General features: G+C 65.1%; 20 protein-coding genes, 1 other RNA gene and 1 riboswitch. Of the genes, 6 read left to right on the forward strand and 15 right to left on the reverse strand.

Annotated elements, in window-relative coordinates; all coding sequences use genetic code 11:
• Positions 1-66: 66 nt before the first annotated feature.
• The 3 genes from KC8_RS11020 to KC8_RS11030 all read right to left on the reverse strand — a co-directional run bounded on the left by KC8_RS11020 (position 67) and on the right by KC8_RS11030 (position 3064).
• Positions 67-1812 carry a heparinase II/III family protein gene (locus KC8_RS11020; RefSeq protein ID WP_010126202.1) on the reverse strand — a complete coding sequence of 582 codons (1746 nt, stop codon included), beginning with the start codon at positions 1810-1812 and terminating at the stop codon, positions 67-69.
• Positions 1809-2471 (reverse strand): ribulose-phosphate 3-epimerase, encoded by a 663-nt coding sequence (gene rpe / locus KC8_RS11025; protein ID WP_010126204.1) that lies wholly within the window; start codon positions 2469-2471, stop codon positions 1809-1811. The genes KC8_RS11020 and rpe overlap by 4 nt, the downstream gene beginning before the upstream one ends.
• Before the next feature lie 62 nt (positions 2472-2533).
• The gene (locus KC8_RS11030) at positions 2534-3064 is read right to left on the reverse strand and encodes an NUDIX hydrolase (RefSeq protein ID WP_010126205.1); all 531 of its coding nucleotides are present in this window, start codon (positions 3062-3064) and stop codon (positions 2534-2536) included.
• 98 nt (positions 3065-3162) lie between these two features.
• Between KC8_RS11030 and mscL the strand changes: the two genes are divergently transcribed.
• The 3 genes from mscL (at position 3163) to KC8_RS11045 (ending at position 4457) form a co-directional block, all read left to right on the forward strand.
• On the forward strand, positions 3163-3597 hold the full coding sequence (gene mscL / locus KC8_RS11035; protein ID WP_010126206.1) for a large conductance mechanosensitive channel protein MscL: 435 nt from the start codon (positions 3163-3165) through the stop codon (positions 3595-3597).
• Between the two features lie 21 nt (positions 3598-3618).
• Positions 3619-3969, forward strand: a transfer-messenger RNA (tmRNA) gene (ssrA, locus tag KC8_RS11040).
• A gap of 215 nt (positions 3970-4184) precedes the next feature.
• A complete protein-coding gene (locus KC8_RS11045; RefSeq protein WP_037496480.1) occupies positions 4185-4457 on the forward strand; it encodes a hypothetical protein in 273 nt (90 codons plus the stop codon).
• A gap of 77 nt (positions 4458-4534) precedes the next feature.
• On the opposite strand, the gene pnp is transcribed toward KC8_RS11045, so the two are convergent.
• The 10 genes from pnp to rimP all read right to left on the reverse strand — a co-directional run bounded on the left by pnp (position 4535) and on the right by rimP (position 15554).
• Complete coding sequence (gene pnp / locus KC8_RS11050) at positions 4535-6838, reverse strand: polyribonucleotide nucleotidyltransferase (RefSeq protein ID WP_010126208.1); 2304 nt, start codon at positions 6836-6838, stop codon at positions 4535-4537.
• A 198-nt stretch (positions 6839-7036) separates the two neighbouring features.
• The gene (gene rpsO, locus KC8_RS11055; RefSeq protein WP_010126209.1) at positions 7037-7306 is read right to left on the reverse strand and encodes a 30S ribosomal protein S15; all 270 of its coding nucleotides are present in this window, start codon (positions 7304-7306) and stop codon (positions 7037-7039) included.
• Entirely contained in the window at positions 7303-8208 is a 906-nt protein-coding gene (gene truB / locus KC8_RS11060) for a tRNA pseudouridine(55) synthase TruB (protein ID WP_029624626.1), read from the reverse strand. Before truB ends, rpsO begins: the two co-directional genes overlap by 4 nt.
• A gap of 62 nt (positions 8209-8270) precedes the next feature.
• On the reverse strand, positions 8271-8657 hold the full coding sequence (locus tag KC8_RS11065) for a DUF6491 family protein (protein ID WP_029624627.1): 387 nt from the start codon (positions 8655-8657) through the stop codon (positions 8271-8273).
• 22 nt (positions 8658-8679) lie between these two features.
• Positions 8680-9246 (reverse strand): GNAT family N-acetyltransferase, encoded by a 567-nt coding sequence (locus KC8_RS11070; RefSeq protein WP_010126212.1) that lies wholly within the window; start codon positions 9244-9246, stop codon positions 8680-8682.
• Between the two features lie 53 nt (positions 9247-9299).
• Complete coding sequence (gene rbfA / locus KC8_RS11075; RefSeq protein ID WP_010126213.1) at positions 9300-9698, reverse strand: 30S ribosome-binding factor RbfA; 399 nt, start codon at positions 9696-9698, stop codon at positions 9300-9302.
• Between the two features lie 75 nt (positions 9699-9773).
• Positions 9774-12575: a translation initiation factor IF-2 gene (infB, locus tag KC8_RS11080; RefSeq protein WP_010126214.1), complete on the reverse strand. Its 2802-nt coding sequence runs from the start codon at positions 12573-12575 to the stop codon at positions 9774-9776.
• Positions 12572-13312 (reverse strand): DUF448 domain-containing protein, encoded by a 741-nt coding sequence (locus tag KC8_RS11085; protein ID WP_010126215.1) that lies wholly within the window; start codon positions 13310-13312, stop codon positions 12572-12574. Before KC8_RS11085 ends, infB begins: the two co-directional genes overlap by 4 nt.
• A gap of 99 nt (positions 13313-13411) precedes the next feature.
• Entirely contained in the window at positions 13412-15019 is a 1608-nt protein-coding gene (gene nusA / locus KC8_RS11090; protein WP_010126217.1) for a transcription termination factor NusA, read from the reverse strand.
• Between the two features lie 10 nt (positions 15020-15029).
• Complete coding sequence (gene rimP, locus KC8_RS11095) at positions 15030-15554, reverse strand: ribosome maturation protein RimP (protein WP_010126218.1); 525 nt, start codon at positions 15552-15554, stop codon at positions 15030-15032.
• Positions 15555-15760: 206 nt separating this feature from the next.
• On the opposite strand from rimP, the gene KC8_RS11100 reads away from it, so the two are divergent.
• Together KC8_RS11100 and KC8_RS11105 are read left to right on the forward strand one after the other, a co-directional pair.
• Positions 15761-17029, forward strand: coding sequence for an SAM-dependent methyltransferase (locus tag KC8_RS11100; RefSeq protein WP_010126219.1), 1269 nt, complete (start codon positions 15761-15763; stop codon positions 17027-17029).
• A complete protein-coding gene (locus KC8_RS11105) occupies positions 17022-18149 on the forward strand; it encodes a PQQ-dependent sugar dehydrogenase (RefSeq protein ID WP_010126220.1) in 1128 nt (375 codons plus the stop codon). The genes KC8_RS11100 and KC8_RS11105 overlap by 8 nt, the downstream gene beginning before the upstream one ends.
• On the opposite strand, the gene KC8_RS11110 is transcribed toward KC8_RS11105, so the two are convergent.
• Positions 18150-18806 carry a hypothetical protein gene (locus tag KC8_RS11110; RefSeq protein ID WP_010126221.1) on the reverse strand — a complete coding sequence of 219 codons (657 nt, stop codon included), beginning with the start codon at positions 18804-18806 and terminating at the stop codon, positions 18150-18152. It abuts the gene before it with no gap.
• Positions 18807-18904: 98 nt separating this feature from the next.
• Positions 18905-19087: riboswitch (yybP-ykoY riboswitch) on the forward strand.
• Between the two features lie 11 nt (positions 19088-19098).
• On the opposite strand from KC8_RS11110, the gene KC8_RS11115 reads away from it, so the two are divergent.
• Entirely contained in the window at positions 19099-19668 is a 570-nt protein-coding gene (locus KC8_RS11115; RefSeq protein WP_010126222.1) for a TMEM165/GDT1 family protein, read from the forward strand.
• Between the two features lies 1 nt (position 19669).
• Here KC8_RS11115 and KC8_RS11120 read toward each other — a convergent pair whose 3' ends face one another.
• On the reverse strand, positions 19670-20077 hold the full coding sequence (locus KC8_RS11120) for a DUF1636 domain-containing protein (protein ID WP_010126223.1): 408 nt from the start codon (positions 20075-20077) through the stop codon (positions 19670-19672).
• Position 20078 lies beyond the last annotated feature (1 nt).

A 20078-nucleotide genomic window follows, 5' to 3' on the forward strand; every position in this document is an offset into this window, starting at 1 on the left:
CCGCTTCCGTTAGGCCAATGCCGCCGCCGATGCCACCCTTCAGTCTTGCCCGATCATAGCTGCGCGTCAGCCCGCGCGTTTGAACAGCCAGCCGACATTGGCGCCACCAGACGCCGCCACGCCTTCGACGACAAGCTGATAGGATGGCCGGGGTTGCCCGTCGCCATCCACCCACAGGCTTTCTTCGATCGCCATCGTCCCGCCACGACAGCGGAATTGCCACAGGCGGCCATCGGGCAGCCGCAGCAACGCGCCGAGATTATCGGCGGTCGGCGTCACTTCGACACCGGGCGCCAGATGGAAGCGGACGGCAAAGCGTGTTTCATGCGCGCGACGGCGGCGACCGGATGGCAACAGCACATCTTCGCCACGCAATTCGCGGCCATCGGCGGCAAGCGCCAGCTGACGTTGATGGACGAAGCCGAATCGACGGACATAGCCATCATGGCTGGCCTCGACCCGGCTGCCGGTATCGCTTTCCTGCCGATCCAGTTCCACCTCGCCAACGCCGCGCCCCAGCGAACCATCGGCATGGATCGCGGTGGAATTGCTGTCGGCGATGACCAGCGTGGAATGCGCCGCAGTCGACCGCAATGCTTCGCCCAGCGCCGCCGGCAGCCGCGCGCCACCACGCGCGCCGCCACAATTGATCACCAGCCGCTGGCCCGCGTCGGACAGTTCGAACGCCAAGGTCGATGCGCAACCGCCGCTGGCCACGCGCGATACCGGCGGGGGGGCTGCATCGAGCACGATCACCGTCTGCCCGCAGATCAGCCGCTGATACCCCCAGTCGCGCGCCTGCCGCAGCGGCCGGGCGCGCACCGTCGACGCCTCGATCGCCGCTGAAACCCGCTGGCCGCCAACCGGCGCGCCACCCTGCCAGCTGGACAGCGCCCCATCGCCCATCGTGACGCCCAGCAACGCCGGGACGGCACGGGCCAGCGCATCTTCGATCAGCGGGGCCGGTTCGCGGCGACGGGCCAGATAAACGGCACGAAGCTGCGACAGCAATTCGATCAGTTCGAGCTGCGCGACGGGTGACCGGTTGGCCAGCCCACCATCGCCATAAAGCGCCTGCCCCAGCGCGCGGGCCAAACCCGCTTCGCCATGCGCCAACCGCTGTTCGCCACCGGGCACCAGCAGCCCGGCCGCGACGACCCCGCACCAGGCCGCGATTCGCGCCGGACCCTGCGGCGCCTTGTCTGCCCCGCGATCCAGATGGCGCGCGCCACGGGCAAGGCCGTTGAGCACCGCCGAACGGTAAACCAGATCACCGCTCGACAGGATGAGGGGCGCATAGGACGCCCAGAACAGGATACGCCGGCCCCACAGATCGGCGCGCCACGCCGGTTCGGCGACATGATTGCCGAACGCCGCAATCCATTGCCGCAACACCCGTTCGGCGATCGGCGCTGCCTGATCGCGCGGGGCGGCGGCGGCCAGATCGCGCAGCCAGGCAAAGCTGTGGACATGATCCGCCAGCGCCGATGATACCCCAAGTGCGCTGAAATCCAGCGTATTGAGCGCGATCGCCTCGCCGCCATATTGGATATGGCCGGCCAGGATCGCCTGGCCGAGCGCGGGATCGCCCGCGATCGGATCGGCCGGCACGGCCAGCAGCTTCAAGGGATAGCGGCCGCGCAGGCGCAGCGCGTGCAGCGGCGTGCGCCATGCCAGCTTGTGCAGGCGATTGGCCAGCCGTTCGGCCAGCGAAAGACCCTGATCGGTGGCCACGCGGATCAAACGCTTGCCGGGTTCGATCCCGTCCGGCCCGTCGACCGCGGGCGGATCGACCGGGCCAACCGCGCTCACGCCGCCTTCAGCGCCGCGATGTTGGCGGCATAGGCCCCCGGACCGCCGCGGAACGTGGCCGTGCCGGCGACGAACACATCCGCGCCCGCATCACGCGCGCTGCGGATCGTGCCAATGTCGATGCCACCGTCGACTTCGAGGTGAATCGGCTTGCCCAGCTTGTCGATCGATTTGCGGATCGCTTCGATCTTGCGCAGCTGGCTGGTGATGAAGCTCTGCCCGCCAAAACCGGGATTGACGCTCATCACCAGAACGAGATCGATATCTTCGAGCAGATAATCGAGCATCTTGGCAGGCGTCGCCGGGTTGAGCGAAATGCCCGCTTTCTTGCCCAGCGCCTTGATCCGCTGCACCGTGCGGTGGGTGTGCGGCCCGGCTTCGGGGTGGACGGTGATGATATCGGCCCCGGCATCGGCGAACGCCTCCAGATAGGCGTCGACCGGGGAAATCATCAGATGGACGTCGAACGGCTTTGCCGAATGCGGGCGCAGCGCCTTCACCACCGACGGGCCGATGGTGATGTTGGGCACGAAATGGCCATCCATCACGTCGACATGGATCCAGTCCGCACCCGCCGCGTCGACCGCCCTGACCTCCTCGCCCAGCTTGGCGAAATCGGCGGACAGGATGGACGGTGCAATAAGGATCGGTGCTGACATGATATCTTCGCTTAAAGGGCCAAACGCACCGGGGCAAGCCACGTTACGGGCGCTCGCCCCTGCTAACGGTGCATTGATCCGATCAGCCCCGCGCCCAGCAGCAAAAGCAGGCGCACGTCCATCACCAGCCCTTCGCCCCGCTTGGCCGCGATGAAGGCCGCGATTTCGGCCAGCGGCACCCGGTGGACACGGATATTTTCGCCCGCCACGCCCCCGCCTTCGCTGACTTTCACCAGATCATGCGCGACGACGAGGGTGAATGTTTCCGAGACCATGCCCGGCGAGGAAGCGAAGCGCCCGGCGGATTCGACCCGGCCGGGACGGTAGCCGGTTTCTTCCTCCAGCTCGCGCGCGGCGGCACTTTCGATCGCTTCGCCCTGTTCTTCATCGCCGACAAGCCCGGCCGGCAGTTCGAGGCAGGACGCCTGCAACGGCACGCGATATTGTTCGACCAGCAGGACATGGCCGTCGTCGATAGCCAGGATGACGGCGGCCTCGATCCCGCGCGGACGACCGACATATTCCCATGTGTCGCGCCGCCGCGCTTCGATGAAACGGCCGCGCCACATGATTTCGACTTCATTCTCGTTCATGCCCCGCGCTTAGGCGGCGTCGCCGCTGCTGGCAATCAGGCGCTTGATCTTGGCGGGCAACGGCAGGACAAAGCGCCATCCAGCAGGGAGACCAGACCATGCTCAATGAGTTCAAGACCTTCATCAACCGCGGCAATGTGATCGACCTTGCCGTCGCCGTGATCATCGGCGCCGCGTTCGGCAAGATCATCACATCCCTGACCGACGATATCCTGATGCCGGTCATCGGCAAGATATTCGGCGGGCTGGATTTTTCGGGCTATTTCGTCCGCCTTGGCGACGTGCCCGAAGGGTATAAGGGTTCGCTCAGCAGCTATGCCGACCTGAAGGCCGCGGGCGTGCCGCTGCTGGGTTATGGCCAGTTCATCACCATCGCAGTGAATTTCCTCATCGTCGCCTTCATCATCTTCCTGGTCGTACGCGCGGTGAACCGGGCGATGCCCAAGGCCGAAGAAGCCGCTGCCGCCGAACCGGCCGACGTCGCCTTGCTGCGCGAAATCCGCGACGAGCTGAAGAAGCGCCCGCTCAACTGATCCCTGCATCGCGCACAAGCAGGGCTTCTCAACATCGTTCCGCCGCCCTATATGGAGGGTGCCGGGTTCGCCCGGCTATGGTGATAAATGATGTCGTGGAATAGATGCAGCGGACCCGGGGGCGGTACCCGGCGGCTCCACCAGAAACCCCAGGCCTTTCAGGTCCGGGGCTCCTGACGGGGCCGAACTAGGATCGACGTGTATTCAAAGACGATATTTTTGCCCGGCCTGAATGCGCCGCAAAACCGTTCAAAACCTACAAGTGCCAACGACAACGAGGCGCTCGCGATTGCTGCATAACTGAGTCCTCACGGACGAAGTTATAAGGCTTAAGCGCGGTTCGGTCCGCACCGGGCAACAGAAGCGGAATCCAGCGGCCCCCGGGGGGGCCGGGCAACAGAACCCCCCGGACTTAACCGTTCCGCGCACGGCAGCGCGCGACGCAAACACCCCGCTTTCCAAGCATTCCATCACCGCGCATCCCTCGCTTCGTCGCGATTTTGGGAACCGTTGCGCGTTTCATCGCTTCCACCCCCTCGGCCGTGGACATGTTTTTCGGCCGTCGCGAAGCAAAGCAGGGGACGTGCATGAACCGGATTCTCAAGCTCAGCGCCATCATGGCTTTCGCCGCGCTGGCCGCCTGTGGCAGCAAAAGCAGCGATGCGGCCGCCGACAATGTCGAGCAGGCTTATGACAATCAGGCCGACCAGCTGGATGCCGTCGCCGACACCACCACCAACGAAATCCAGGCCGACGCGCTGAAGGATCAGGCCGATGCGCTGCGCGAGGAAGGCGAAAATCGCGCTGACGCGATCGAAGACGCGGGTGGCAATGCGGCCGCCGCCGTCAACGCAATGTAACAACAGGGCGCCGCCGCCCGGACAAAGAAAAGGGGGCCATTGGCCCCCTTTTCCATTTCAATGATCCGCCTGAGCGATCAATCGTCGTCGCGCTTCAGGAACGCAGGCGCGAATTCCGGCGCGGGGCCGTCATCCCGGCCGCCTTCACGACGGGGGCCACGGCCGCCATCGCGACGCGGGCCGCGATCACCACCCTCACGGCGACGGTCGCCGCGATCACCACGGTCGCCGCGCGGGCCACGATCGCCGCCTTCGCGCGGTTCACGCGCCGGGCGGGTATCTTCCAGCTCGGCGCCGGTTTCCTGATCGACGACGCGCATCGACAGGCGAACCTTGCCGCGCTGATCGACTTCCAGCACCTTGACCTTCACTTCCTGCCCTTCGGACAGGACGTCGGACACCTTGGCCACGCGCTCATTCTTGATTTCGGAGACGTGGACGAGCCCATCCTTGCCGCCCATGAAATTCACGAACGCGCCGAAATCGACGAGGTTGACGACCTTGCCGGTGTAGATCTTGCCGACTTCGGCCTCGGCGACGATGCCGATGATCCAGTTCTTGGCGGCTTCGATCTTTTCCGGATCGGACGAGCTGATCTTGACCGTGCCGTCGTCTTCGATGTCGACCTTCGCGCCGGTCTGGGCGACGATCTCGCGGATCACCTTGCCGCCGGTGCCGATGACGTCGCGGATCTTTTCCTTGGGGACGTTCATCGTTTCGATGCGCGGCGCATGGGCCGACAGTTCTTCACGGGTGTGATCGAGCGCCTTGGCCATTTCGCCCAGGATGTGTGCACGACCGCCGCTGGCCTGTTCCAGCGCGACCTTCATGATCTCTTCGGTGATCCCGGCGATCTTGATGTCCATCTGCAGGCTGGTGATGCCTTCCGATGTACCGGCCACCTTGAAATCCATGTCGCCGAGATGATCTTCGTCACCCAGGATGTCGCTGAGAACCGCGAAATCCTTGCCTTCGAGGATCAGGCCCATCGCGATGCCCGAAACCGGGCGCTTGATCGGCACGCCGGCATCCATGAGCGCGAGGCTGCCGCCGCACACGGTGGCCATCGACGACGACCCGTTCGACTCGGTGATGTCCGAGGTGAGACGGATCGTGTAGGGGAATTCCTCCTTCGTCGGCAGCACGCCGTGCAATGCGCGCCACGCCAGCTTGCCATGGCCGATTTCGCGACGGCCAGGCGCACCGAAACGACCCACTTCGCCGACCGAATAAGGCGGGAAGTTGTAGTGCAGCATGAAGTTTTCGTAGCGCAGGCCGGTCAGCCCATCGATCATCTGCTCGGCATCCTTGGTGCCAAGGGTGCAGGTGGCGATGGTCTGGGTTTCGCCGCGCGTGAACAGCGCCGAACCATGGGCGCGCGGCAGGAAGTGCACGGTCGCCTCGATCGGGCGAACGGTCTTCGTGTCGCGGCCGTCGATGCGGCGGCCATCCTTGAGGATCGCGGTGCGGACGATTTCGGCCTCAAGCTTCTTGACCAGCTTGTTGGCGACCATCTGGTCCTGCGGGCTGGCATCGGCAAACGCAACCTTCGCCTTGGCGCGGGCTTCGTTCAGCGCGTCCGAACGGGCCGACTTGTTGGTCAGCTTGTACGCCGCGGTGATTTCCTTGCCGACGAGCTTCTTCAGCTTCGTCTTCATCGCGCTGGTGTCGGGCTGAGCGGCCAGATCCCACGGATCCTTGGCAGCCTGTTCGGCCAGACCGATGATCGCGTCGAGCACCTTCTGCATTTCGCGATGGCCGAACATCACGGCGCCGAGCATGATCTCTTCCGAAAGCTCCTTGGCTTCGGATTCGACCATCATCACCGCATCATGCGTGCCGGCGACGACGAGATCGAGTTCACCTTCGGCAACCTGCGCATCGGTCGGGTTCAGGATGAATTCGCCATCCTGATAGCCGACGCGCGCAGCACCGATCGGACCCATGAACGGCACGCCCGACAGCGTGAGCGCGGCCGACGCCGCGATCATCGCCAGAATATCCGGCTCGTTTTCGCCGTCATAGCTCAGCACCTGGCAGATGACGTTGATTTCGTTGTAGAACCCTTCCGGGAACAGCGGGCGGATCGGACGATCGATCAGGCGGGAAACCAGCGTTTCCTTTTCGGTCGCGCCGCGTTCACGCTTGAAGAAGCCGCCGGGGATGCGACCCGACGAGAAATACTTCTCCTGATAATGGACGGTGAGCGGGAAGAAATCCTGCCCTTCCTTCACGCTGCGCGCAGCCGTGACGGCGCAAAGCACAACGGTTTCGCCGAGCGTCGCGACAACCGCGCCGTTGGCCTGACGGGCAACGCGGCCCGTTTCCAGGGTCAGCGTCTTGCCGCCCCACTGGATTTCCTGCTTCTTGATGTCGAACATCTTTGTTCCTTCCTGCCGCCAGCCCTATGCCGGCGGGGCCTGTAGCGGGGCCGGCGTCCGGCCCCATGATCGGGCGTCCTGCCCGAAACCGGACCACGGCCGAATGCCGGGTCCGGGAAGTTGCTTCGAAGCCGAATGCAATGGCCCCGAAACGAGAAACGGCCCCGTGAAGGGGCCGTTTCGGTCAGTGGCTCAGGCTCACTTACGAAGCCCGAGCTTGGCGATGAGATCCGCGTAGCGTGCGTTGTCTTCCCGCTTCAGATAATCGAGAAGGCTGCGACGCTTGTTGACCAGCATCAGAAGGCCGCGCCGCGAATGATTGTCCTTGGCGTGGGTCTTGAAGTGCTCGGTCAGATTCGAGATGCGTTCGGAAAGGATCGCAACCTGAACTTCGGGGCTGCCGGTGTCACCTTCGCCGCGGGCGTGGGTGGTGATCAGTTCGGCCTTGCGTGCAGCGGTAATCGTCATGCGTTTTCTTCCTTCGACATCGCGATATTGAAACCGCGCACCACCCGGATTTCCGGACCGGTTATCTCCACAAGCGCCACAGGAACCTGTCCTGAAACCGCAAGATGGAGGCCCTGGCGCGTGGCCGCTCCGATCAACTTTCGCCCCTCGCGGAGCGCCCTTGCCTGATCGGGCGTGACGGGTAGAGCCGGGATGTCGTCCAGCCCCGCCGTCAGTGGCAGGAGTAGTTCTTCAAGCGCGTGGCCCTTAGCGAATTCGTCCAGTTTGTCCAGTGAAATTGCCTGATCCAGGGTGAACGGACCCGCCTTCGTGCGGCGCAACATGGTGACATGGCCGACCGTGCCAGCGGCCAATGCAATGTCCCGCGCAAGGCTGCGAATATAGGTTCCCTTGGACACGCGGGCCGACAGGGTGGCGGAACTTTCGGTCGATTCGACCAGCGTCAGCGCGTGGATGGTGACGGCGCGGGCCTTGAGTTCCACGTCTTCGCCGGCACGGGCCAGATCATAGGCCCTGGCACCATCCACCTTCAGCGCGGAATAGACCGGCGGCACCTGTTCGATCGGCCCGGTGAACCGCGGCAGCACCGCATCCACCTCCGCCCGCGCCGGGCGAACATCCGACGTGGCGATCGCGGTGCCTTCCGCATCCAGCGTATCCGTCTGGACACCGAAGCCGATGGTGAAATCATAGGCCTTGTCGGCGTCGAGCATCCGCCCCGAAAGCTTGGTCGCTTCGCCGATCGCAACCGGCAGAACACCCGTCGCCAGCGGATCGAGCGTCCCGCCATGGCCGACCTTGAACTTGCCATAGCCGCCCTGGCGCAACGCGCGCTTGACCGCCGAGACGACCTGCGTCGACCCCATGCCCAGCGGCTTATCGATAATGATCCATCCGTCCATCGGCCGGCCTGTAGGCGGGGCGCGCGCGTTATCCAACCATCATCGGACGGCCGGCATGCCAATCAGCCCTTCTTTTTGGCTTTCTTCGGCGGCGGCGCGCTGACGACAAGGCTTTTGAGCGGGCAATGCTGCCCCCGCACCAGCACCGACGAGAAGCGATCGAAACGATTGGTGCCGCGCACATCGAATCCGATCGTTTCGGCAAATGGCAGATCGGTGCAGGGCGCCATCAGTTCGGCGCGATACCAGTTGCGCTGGATATCCTGCACATAAAGCGTGTCGCGATCGACCACGCGAAAATCGCGGATCGAACCGGCGCTGACGAAGGGGATCGACGCCTCCTCGCCCACGGCTGGTGCTGTCGATGCAGGGGTTGCGGACAGGCCGGATAGCCCCACGACCAGCGCGGCGGCCCCGGCAAGCGATGTGATGAAATGGGGCGTGGTCATGCCGCCGGCCATACCGCCGCCGTCATGAACTCGCGCTGAAGCCGTCGTTTCCGCGCCATTCATGCGCGAGGATCGAATAGAGCGCGGTATCGCGGACATGCCCGTTCCAGGTGATCCGTTCCTGCCGCAGCACCCCTTCCCTGACCCCGCCGATCTTTTCCACCGCCGCCATGGACCGGGCGTTGCGCGCGTCGACGCGAAATTCGATCCGGCGGAACCCGCAGGCAATGGCATGATCGATCATCAGCCGCTTGATCCGGCCATTCAGCCCGGTGCCACGCACGGCGGGCGCGATATAGCTGTTGCCGATTTCCAGCAGCCCCCGGGCCGCATCGATCCCGAGAAACGCCGTCATCCCGACCAGCGCCCCCCCCTGCCGGACGGCAAAGGCCAGCCGCGCCGGATTGGCCATCAGCGCATCGAAGCTCGCGTCGAAATGTTCGGGACCATAAGAGACATTGTAGATCCGCCAGATTTCCCCGTCCGCCGCACAGGCCGCCCGCAGCGCAGCGCGATCGGCTTCTTCCAGCGGGATGAGCGCGACATCGCCGTCGGCAAGCGGGGCGTGCAGGCGATCGGCTTCGGCCATGGGCTTATCCTTTCCACGCGATGCCAGCTTGCCCCCCTTGGCCGACGCGGCGTTCAGTCTTCGTCTTTTTCCAGATCGCGCGCGATGTCGGGGCGACGCAGCACGGCATCGATATGCCCGCCTTCATCGAAGCTTTCATCGATCAGGAATTTGAGCTTCGCGGCATATTTGGTGTTCACCCGCCGCGCGACTTCGCTTTGCAGATAGGCGGTATTGGTGCGCAGCGCCTTCAGCACCACATCCTCGTCCGTGCCGAGCAACGGCTTCACGAACGCGGTGGCGTGGCGCAGATCGGGCGACATGCGGACTTCGGTGACGGACACGCTGTGACTGGTCAGCACATCGTCATGCACATCGCCGCGCATCAGCACGTCGGACAGGGCATGGCGCACCTGTTCGCCGACGCGCAGCACGCGGACCGACTTGCCTTCGGGGGTTTCATTACGGCGCACGCCGTGGCCTTTCCCACAAATGGCGCGTCACCCCGGCGTGAACCGGGGCGACGGCCGAACTTCCCGCAATCGCGATCACAGCGTGCGCGCGCGTTCCTCGACTTCGAACGTTTCGAGGAAATCGCCCGGCTTGATGTCGGTCGATCCTTCGAGGGTGATGCCGCATTCGAGGCCCGCGCGGACCTCGGGCACATCATCCTTGAACCGGCGCAGCGACGCGATCGAGCCATTGTAGATGATGACATCGTCGCGGGTGACGCGGGCGCGCAGGGCCTTGCGGATGAAGCCTTCGGTGACGAGCAGACCCGCCGCCTTGCCGTGCTTGCCGGCCGAGAAGACTTCGCGGATTTCGGCGCGGCCGACGACCGTTTCGAAATATTCCGGGCCAAGCTGGCCGGCCATCGCGGCGCGGATTTCATCCAGCAGATCGTAGATCACGTCATAATATTTGAGCGCGACCCCGTCCCGCGTCGCAAATTCGCGGGCCTTGGCGTTGGCGCGGACGTTGAAGCCGATGATCGGCGCCTTCGAAGCCGCGGCCAGCGTGACATCGCTTTCGGTGATGCCGCCGACACCCGAATGCAGGATGCGCACCTGGATAAGATCGGTCGAGATCTTGTTGAGCGACCCGATGATCGCTTCGACCGACCCTTGCGTGTCGGCCTTGACCACCACCGGATATTGCTGGGCCTGCTTTTCGCGCAGCGCCGAGAACATCGATTCCAGGCTGGCCGGGGCCGACGTCGTCCGCTTCTGGTGGATGACACCGGCACGATAGGCCGCAACTTCGCGGGCGCGGGCTTCGTTCTCGACCACCGACAGCGGATCGCCCGCCCCCGGAACGCCCGACAGACCCAGCACTTCGACCGGGGTTGACGGGCCGGCCGACTTCACCTGCTGGCCCTTGTCGTTGACGAGCGCACGCACCTTGCCGCTTTCGGCGCCGACGACGAAGATATCGCCGACATTGAGCGTGCCGCGGCCGACGAGGATCGTCGCGACCGGGCCACGGCCCTTGTCGAGCTTGGCTTCGATCACCGTGCCTTCGGCCGCGCGGTTGGGATTGGCCTTCAGTTCGAGCAGTTCGGCCTGAAGCTGGATCTTTTCGATCAACTCGTCGAGGCCGATCTTCTTGAGACCCGACACTTCCACTTCCTGCACGTCGCCGCCCATGCTTTCGACCTGAACGTCGTGCTGGAGCAGCGCTTCGCGCACCTTCTGCGCATTGCCGCCCGGCTTGTCGATCTTGTTGATCGCGATGATCATCGGAACGCCGGCGGCCCTGGTGTGGTTGATCGCCTCGATCGTCTGCGGACGGATGCCATCGTCCGACGCCACCACGATCACCACGATATCGGTGACGTTGGCGCCGCGGGCGCGCATTTCGCTGAACGCTTCGTGGCCCGGCGTATCGAGGAAGGTGATCTTGTCGCCCGACTTCATCGTCACCTGATAGGCGCCGATATGCTGGGTGATGCCACCGGCTTCGCCCGACGCCACGTCGGTGCCGCGCAGGGCATCGAGCAGGCTGGTCTTGCCGTGATCGACGTGACCCATGATCGTCACCACCGGCGGACGCGCCACCAGCGTTTCATCGGCATCCACGTCATCCGTGGTCACGATGTCGACATCGCTTTCGGACACGCGCTTGATGTTGTGGCCAAATTCCGTGACGAGCAGTTCCGCCGTGTCCTGATCGATCGACTGATTGACCGTGACGGGCATCCCCATCTTGAACAGCGCCTTGACGAGATCGGCGCCGCGTTCGGCCATGCGGTTGGCGAGTTCGGCCACCGTGATCGTGTCGGGCACGACGACATCGCGCACCTGCTTGGCGGCGGGGCCGCCCATCTGGTGCGCGCGCTTGTCCTTTTCGCGGGCGCGCTTGAGCGCGGCCAGGCTGCGCGCACGGGCGCCACCATCGCCATCGGACAGCGCACGGGTAACCGTGAGCTTGCCCGACTGACGCCGGTCATCACCCTTGCGATCGCGCGACGGCTTGGCCGGTTCGGGGCGCTTGGGCGCGACAACCGGGGTGAAACGACGCGGCGGGGGCGCACCCGTGCCCCGTTCGCCCGACGCGGCAGGCGCCTCGGCGGCGGCCGGTTCGGCTTCGCCACGCGCGGCGGCTTCGGCAGCCGCCTTGGCCGCTTCCTCGGCCGCGATGGCCGCGGCCTTGGCGGCCTCCTCGGCAGCGAGGCGATTTTCTTCGACGCGACGGCGTTCCTCTTCGGTCGCCTCCGCTTTTTCGCGATCTTCGCGACGGCGCGCTTCTTCAAGCGCCGTCATCCGCGCTTCTTCGGCCTCGCGCAGCAGACGAGCCTGCTGCTCGCGCCGTTCAAGCGGCGTCATCGGGCGCATGTTGGCCGGACGCGGCGGCGTACGGGCCGGGGCGCGGGAAACAGGCGCAGGAGCCGGCTTAGGCGCGACAGGCGCAGGCGTCGGCGCAGCCACAGGCGCAGGCGGCGCCACAGGCGCGGGTTCGGCGACCGGCGCGGGCGCGGGTTCCACGGCGACCGGGGCCGGCGCTGCGGGTTCCGGTGCAGGGGCAGGTTCGACCGCCACGACAGGCGCAACCGGCTCAGGCTCAGGTGCGGGCGTCGGCGCCACCACCGGCGCGGGCGCGGGTGCAGGCGCGGGGGCCGGCTCGGCCACCACCGGCGCGGGGGCGGGGGCCGGTGCCGGGGCCGGTGCGGCCTCCTGCACGGGCGCTTCGGCCTCGCCGGGCTTGCCGAGGATACGGCGACGCTTGACCTCGACCACGACGGTGTTGGACCGGCCATGGCTGAAGCTCTGCTTCACCTTGCCCGTCTCCACCGTACGCTTCAGGCCCAAAGGCGCGCGCATACCCAGTTTCGGCTTGTCGTTATCGCTCATCGAGTACCCGAACCCTTCAACTTCGATTCCCGTAGCGCCGATGGGCCTTGCGACGTCATATCGCAAGGTTCGGTGCTACCGTTCCGTCCAATAAAGCCGCGCCAGCGGCCAAGTGCATCGGAAACGCGCGCGGCGGCAGCCGGCGCGATAAGCGCGATATGTACCACATTTTCGCGCCCCAAAGCCATCGACAATATGGCACGGCTCGCCGGGATTACGAGTCCCCGCGTATCCGTGCCTTCCATGTCGAGACCCACCCGCCACGCCTGATCGAGCTTGCGGGTGCCATCTGCGGCCGCATCGCGGGCGTGCAGCAGCATCGCCACCGTACCCTTGCGCGCCGCGTCCACGATTTTTTCGCTGCCGGTAAGAAGATTTCCGGCGCGCGCTTCCAGCCCCAGCCGATCGAGCGCGGACCGTTCCAGCGCCCGTTCGATCTGCGCGGGCAGATCATCGGGAATCAGGAATGCTGCCGTCTTGAACGCACGGGCAAGCGCACCTTTCAGCTTACCCTTGGCGATCGCCGTTTCCAGCGCGACGCGATCGACCGCGATCCACGCCCCCCGGCCGCCCGCCTTCGCCCGGATATCGGGCGCGACGGTGCCATCGGGGCCAAGCGCGAGACGAATCAACCCGTCGCGTTCGCCATGCTCGCCCGAAAGCACGCATTTGCGTTCGGCCACATGCCGATCGGCGGTGGCCGCCGCATGCGTTCCGCGCGCGGCCGATTCGGGCACGGCTTCGCCATCCGCGCCAGGCTGTCCGGCGCGTGCGGGCTTACCCCCTTCCCGCGAGCGGGACGGGGGGGCTTGCCGCTTACATTCGCGTGCTGATGCTCATTGTTCGCCATCCGCCGACGCGTCCTCCTGCGTCTCGTCAGCGAACCAATGCGCGCGCGCGGCCATGATGATCTCGTTACCCTGTTCATCCGACAGGTTGTATTCGGCAAGCACGCCGCCCTTGTCTTCCGGCCGCTTCTGCGCGTTTTCGGCGCGGCGGCGCGGTTCGGCGCGCTTCTTCTGGATCAGTTCGTCGGTCGCCAGATCGGCCAGATCGTCGAGCGTCTTGATCCCCGCCTTGCCCAGCGTCACCAGCATGGCTTCGGTGAGGTACGGCAGTTCGGCGAGGTCATCCTCGACGCCGAGCGCGCGGCGCTCGTCGCGATTGGCCTGTTCGCGGCGGTCCAGCGCTTCCTGCGCACGGCTCTGCAACTCAGCCGCAAGTTCCTCGTCAAAGCCTTCGATCGACGCGATTTCGTCGGCGTCGACATAAGCGACTTCTTCGAGGCTGCCGAAACCTTCGGCGACCAGCAACTGGGCCAGCGTTTCATCGACGTCGAGCTCACCCTGGAACAGTTCGCTGTTCTGGACGAATTCCTTCTGCCGCTTTTCGCTGGCGTCGGCTTCGGTCAGGATGTCGATCGCCTTGCCGGTCAACTGGCTGGCGAGGCGGACATTCTGGCCGCGACGGCCGATCGCGAGCGAAAGCTGATCGTCGGGGACGACCACTTCGATCCGCTCTTCTTCCTCGTCGATGACGACGCGGGCGACCTGGGCCGGCTGGAGCGCGTTCACCACGAAGGTCGCGGTGTCGGGCGACCAGGGGATGATATCGATCTTTTCGCCCTGCATTTCCTGGACGACAGCCTGAACGCGGCTACCCTTCATGCCGACGCACGCGCCAACCGGATCGATCGAGCCATCATGGCTGATCACGCCGATCTTGGCGCGCGAACCCGGATCGCGGGCGGCGGCCTTGATCTCGATGATGCCGTCGTAGATTTCAGGCACTTCCTGCGCGAACAGCTTCTTCATGAAATCGGGATGCGCGCGGCTGAGGAAGATCTGCGGACCGCGATTTTCGCGACGGACCGACAGGATCAGCGAACGGACGCGATCGCCGACACGCAGCACTTCGCGCGGGATCTGCTGATCGCGGCGGATAACGCCTTCAGCGCGGCCGAGATCGACCACGACATGGCCGAATTCGACGCGCTTGACGACGCCGGTGATGATTTCGCCGGCGCGATCCTTGAATTCTTCATGCTGGCGCTCGCGCTCGGCATCGCGGACCTTCTGAAAGATCACCTGCTTGGCGGCCTGCGCCGCAATGCGGCCAAATTCGATCGGAGGCAGCGGATCGACGATAAAATCGCCGACGGCAGCGCCCTTCTGCAGCTTCTGCGCATCGACGACGGAGACCTGCTTGAAAAAGTCATCCACGCCTTCGACCACTTCGACGACGCGCCACAGGCGCATGTCGCCCGAACGCGGATCGATCTTGGCGCGGATATCGTTTTCAGCGCCGTAGCGAGCCCGCGCCGCGCGCTGGATCGCGTCTTCCATGGCCTCGATCACGATTTCGCGGTCGATCAGCTTCTCGCGCGCGACGGCGTCGGCGATGGCGAGCAGCTCGGCCCGGTTGGCGGAAATGGCGGTGGCCATGACTTAGGTCCTATCCTTCCTTCGAAATCCTGTCCGCGCCTTCGGTGGAAAGCGGGGCGGTCGCCTTGAGCAATGCATCGGTCAGGATCAGCTTGGCGCTGGCGATCTGACCATAGGGGATCGCGATTTCGCCGACCCGTTCGGCATACACCTTCACGGTATCGCCTTCGAGTCCCAGAAGCCGCGCTTCGAACTGCTTGCGGCCGTCCAGCGGCTCGGCCAGCTTGATCCGCGCATCGAAGCCCGCCCAATCCTCGAAATCCTTGAGGCGGGTGAGCGGACGATCGATGCCCGGCGAACTCACTTCGAGCCGATAGGCTTCCTCGATCGGATCGACCGTATCGAACAGTTCGGAAATGCGCCGCGACAGCGCTTCGCAATCGGCGATGTCGAGCTGGCGGGTGTCCGGCCGCTCGGCCATCACCTGCAAGGTCGGATCCGATTTGCCGCCGAACATCGCGACACGCACCAGCGCAAACCCCAAAGCCTGCGCTTCGGGTTCGATCAGCTTGGTCAACGCGTCGATATCGGCCATTTTCCTCCTGCGTCGAACATGCGACCCCGGTGCCGGCCCCGAAGTGGAGCCGACCTCGCCAGTGTCACCAATGTCGAGAGAAGCCGCGATATAGGCCATGCCGGGCAGAAGGGCAAGCCGCCTGCGCAATTGCCGCACAGGGTTGATACTGAACTGAAATTGACGAACTATTCGGGGAATAACGCCGTCAACCGGAGCGAGGTGCCATGTGGCTGCTTGAACGGATGCTGTCGCGGATCGTGAAGCGCGGGCAGCTTCATGTGCGCTATGCCGATGGCCAGACGCGCGTTTACGGCAAGGCCGAATCCGGCTGGCCCGAAATCCATATCGCCTTCACCGACAAGGGCGCGCCCAATTTCATCGCGCGCAACCCGCGGCTGGGGGCCGCCGAAGCCTGGATGGACGGCCGTCTGACGATAGAAGGCGACGATATTCGCGGGCTGATCGATCTGCTGCGCGCCAACGCCCCGTGGGAAAAAGGCGGCGACCAGTTGCAGGCGACCTTCTGGCGCAACGCGCTCCACAACGGCATCGCCCGATTCGACCGAATCAACTGGGCGCGGCGATCGAAACGCAATGTCGCCCACCATTATGACCTGAACGGGCGACTGTACGATCTCTTCCTCGATATCGACCGGCAATATAGCTGCGCTTATTACACCGACCCGGCCAATGCGCTTGAACAGGCGCAGGCCGACAAGAAGGCGCATATCGCCGCCAAGCTCAATCTGCGCCCCGGCCTGAAGGTGCTCGACATCGGTTGCGGCTGGGGCGGGATGGCGTTGTATCTGAACCGGATCGCCGACGTCGACGTGCTGGGCATCACCTTGTCCGAAGAGCAACTCGCCGTGGCCCGCCGCCGGGCAGAGGAGGCTGGTGTCGGCGATCGGGTGCGGTTCGAACTGATCGATTATCGCGCGCTGACCGGCAAGTTCGATCGGATCGTTTCGGTCGGCATGTTCGAACATGTCGGCCCGCCACATTATGACCAGTTCTTCCGCCAGTGCCGCGCGCTTCTGGCCGATGACGGCGCGATGCTGATCCACACGATCGGCCGGATGGGAAAGCCCGGCACCACCGACGCCTTCACCGCGCGCTACATCTTTCCCGGCGGCTATATTCCCGCACTGTCGGAAATCGTGTCCGCCAGCGAACGCGCCCGGCTGATCCTGTCGGACATGGAAACGCTGCGGCTGCATTACGCCTACACGCTCGATCAATGGTATGATCGCACGGTCGCCGCCCGCCAGGAAATCGAGGCGCTGTACGATGCGCGCTTCTATCGGATGTGGCTGTTCTACCTTGCCGGCGCGGCCGCCGCATTCCGCCGGGGCGGCATGTGCAATTATCAGCTGCAATATATCCGCCGCCGCGATGCGCTGCCGATCACGCGGGACTATATGAGCGTCGCCGAAGCGGCGCTGCGCGACACTCCCCTTTCTTCCCGATCCCCGAAACGGACCCCCGATGCATAAACCGACCACCGGTATCGCCGCCATCCTTCTGCTTGCCGCATGCGGCGGCGCGAGCGAACCGGGCGCGGCCGCGCCAGCCGGTGATCCGCCGTTCAAGACCACGGTGATCGCCGATTTCGATTCGCCGTGGGCGATGACGTTCCTGCCCGACCGGCGGATGCTGGTGACGGAAAAAGACGGGCGGATGCTGCTCGTTTCCGCCGACGGCAAGGCCGCGGCCGCGCTGGGCGGCATCCCTGCGGTCGACAGCGCCAGCCAGGGCGGGCTGATGGATGTCGTGCTGCATCCCAAATTCGCGGAAAACCATCTGGTCTATTTCAGCTTTTCGGAACCGCGCGGCGGCGGCAAGGGCCTCGCGCTGGCGCGCGGCCGGCTGGTCGACGGGGCCGATCCCCGGCTGGACGCCGTTTCCGTGATCTTCCGCGCCAGCCCCGATGTGGGCGGGGGCGGCCATTATTCGGGCCGCATCGCCTTTGCCCCCGATGGCCATCTGTTCTTCACCAGCGGCGAACGCCAGAAATTCGATCCCGCGCAGGACCCGCAAGCGACGTTGGGCAAGGTGCTGCGCCTCAACGACGATGGCACGCCGGCGGCCGACAACCCGCTTGCCGCAAAGGGATTCGCCCCCGCCATCTGGAGCTATGGCCACCGCAACCTGCTGGGCCTCGCCTTCGATCCGGCCGGCAATTTGTGGGCGCACGAAATGGGGCCGCGCCATGGCGACGAACTCAATTTGATCCTGCCCGGCCGCAATTACGGCTATCCGATCGTTTCGAACGGCGATCATTATGACGGCCGCATCATTCCCGACCACGACACCCGCCCCGATCTGGAAGCGCCCAAGCTGTTCTGGAACCCCGCGATCTCGCCCGCCGGGCTGATGATCTATGGCGGCGATCTGTTTCCCCAGTGGAAAGGCAGCGCCTTCATCGGCGCGATGAACACGGCCGGGCTGGTGCGCGTCGCGCTCGATGGCGTCAGTGCGCGCAAGGCCGACCAGTGGGACATGGCCGGCCAGCGCATCCGCGAGGTGGAACAAGGCCCCGACGGCGCAATCTGGCTGCTGGAAGACGGCCAGCGCGGATCGCAGGGGCGCCTGATCAGGCTGATGCCGCGCTGATCAGGCTTTTGGCCCGAATTTTTCGAGACAGGCGTTCATCACCGTCATCGGCGGCCCCAATTTCACCATCCGCGCCAGCGCCTCGGCGCGCAGCGTGCTGGCCGCGTCGCTGTCACTCTTGATCCCACGCGCCACAAGGCCTGCGCCGATCTTGGGATCGAGGCCGCGATTCATGCCGCCATATGCGCCGAGTTCGCCACTGTACGCGGCATTCTGCGCGCCAAGCGCCTTCGTCAGGAACATGCTCATCGCATAGCAGCCGGTTTGGGCCTGAAGGGGATCGGCGGGAAGCGTTACCGCGTCAACGCCCTGCGTGGCCGGAAATGCTTCGGCACAAGCACCTTTCAGCCCCTGCCACTTGCCGCCGGTGATCGCGCCTTCCAGTTGCGGCATCCGATCGACCACGGCCGCCGCGCGGCTGGTGTCGAACGCTTTGCCTTCGGATGCCGCCAGCATGGCATAATGCATGATCCGGCCCTGCTGTTCGAACGGCAGGGGTGCTGCGATATTGGTCGTTCCCGCGCGCGCAACCGCCGCCGCCACGACCCCGCATGTCGCCGCGCGATCCACCGGATCGGCGGGCAGCGCCAGTTCCTTCGGTCCACAACCGGCAAGCACCAGACCCAACAGGGCCGGCGTGATGATGGCGATCCGCATTCTCTACTCCAAGCTACGTGTCGGCGGATATACTGGCGAAGCCCCTGCCCGGTTCCATGCGGCCTGCGCTTGCACGGTGCATCAATCGCGGCTATCGCGCGCCCGTCATCTGGGGAGTAGCCAGCCGCCCGAACCGGGCGGGCCTTCGCGTCAACATACTTGGTCGAGAGGCCATGGTGCGAAGGGAGCGGGACCACCGTTCGGGCGAGACCAATGACACCGCACCTTCGCCTTGCCGGGCGGGGGGTGTGGTGTCGTTGGATTTTTCGCCGCCCGGCCCCGGAGTTCGTCCATGGAAGCCCTGTTCACATCGACCGCATTGGTTGCGCTCGCCGAAATCGGCGACAAGACGCAGTTGCTGGCGATCGTCCTCGCCACGCGGTTCAAGCGGCCCTGGCCGATCATCGCCGGCATTTTCGTGGCGACCATCGCCAACCATTTTCTGGCGGCGCTCGCCGGATCGCAGGTGGCGGCGTTGCTGGACGGACTGTGGTTCCGCTATCTTGTCGCCGGATCGTTCATCGCGATGGCGCTGTGGACGCTGGTTCCCGACAAGCTGGACGATGTGGAGGACAAACCGGCCAGGTTCGGGGCATTCCTGACGACGGTGGTGGCGTTCTTCCTCGTCGAAATGGGCGACAAGACGCAGATCGCCACGGTCGCGCTGGGCGCGCGGTTTCACGATGTGATCGCGGTGACGATGGGCACCACCATCGGCATGATGATCGCCAATGTGCCGGCGGTGTTCCTGGGGCAGGCCCTGATCAGGCGCGTACCGCTGGGCGTGGTGCGGATGATCGCCGCCGGGCTGTTCCTGGTGATCGGCCTGTGGCTGCTCGCGCAGACGGCGGGCTGGCTGTAATTCAGTCGGCCGTATAGCCGGCGGGGGGAATGCGGACGATGAAATGCCCTTTCACCCCTTCCGGCCATTGCTTGTACGGCACCCGGCCATCCACGCTTTCGGCATGGCGCGCGGCATAATCGAGGATCGCGCGGGCGGCATCCACGGTCGGTTCGAACCGACCGAGGACATAGCCGATGCGATCGGGCGCGCGGATGTGGACGGTGCAATGATCACCGCACGCGAACAGGCACGGCATTTCCTGCACCGCCACCCCGGCATAAGCGGGGTCGCCGGCCTGAAGCGATTTCAGCGCCTCGGCCAGCCGCTTGCCCCCGCGCACACCGGCTGCATCCTCAGCGGATGCAGCCGAGTGGCGGCAGGTGTTGCAGACGACCACGGCAGGCCCATCGGCAACGCGGGTCAGCATG

Origin of the sequence: Sphingomonas sp. KC8, from assembly GCF_002151445.1 — a bacterium.
Classification (GTDB): domain Bacteria; phylum Pseudomonadota; class Alphaproteobacteria; order Sphingomonadales; family Sphingomonadaceae; genus Sphingomonas_E.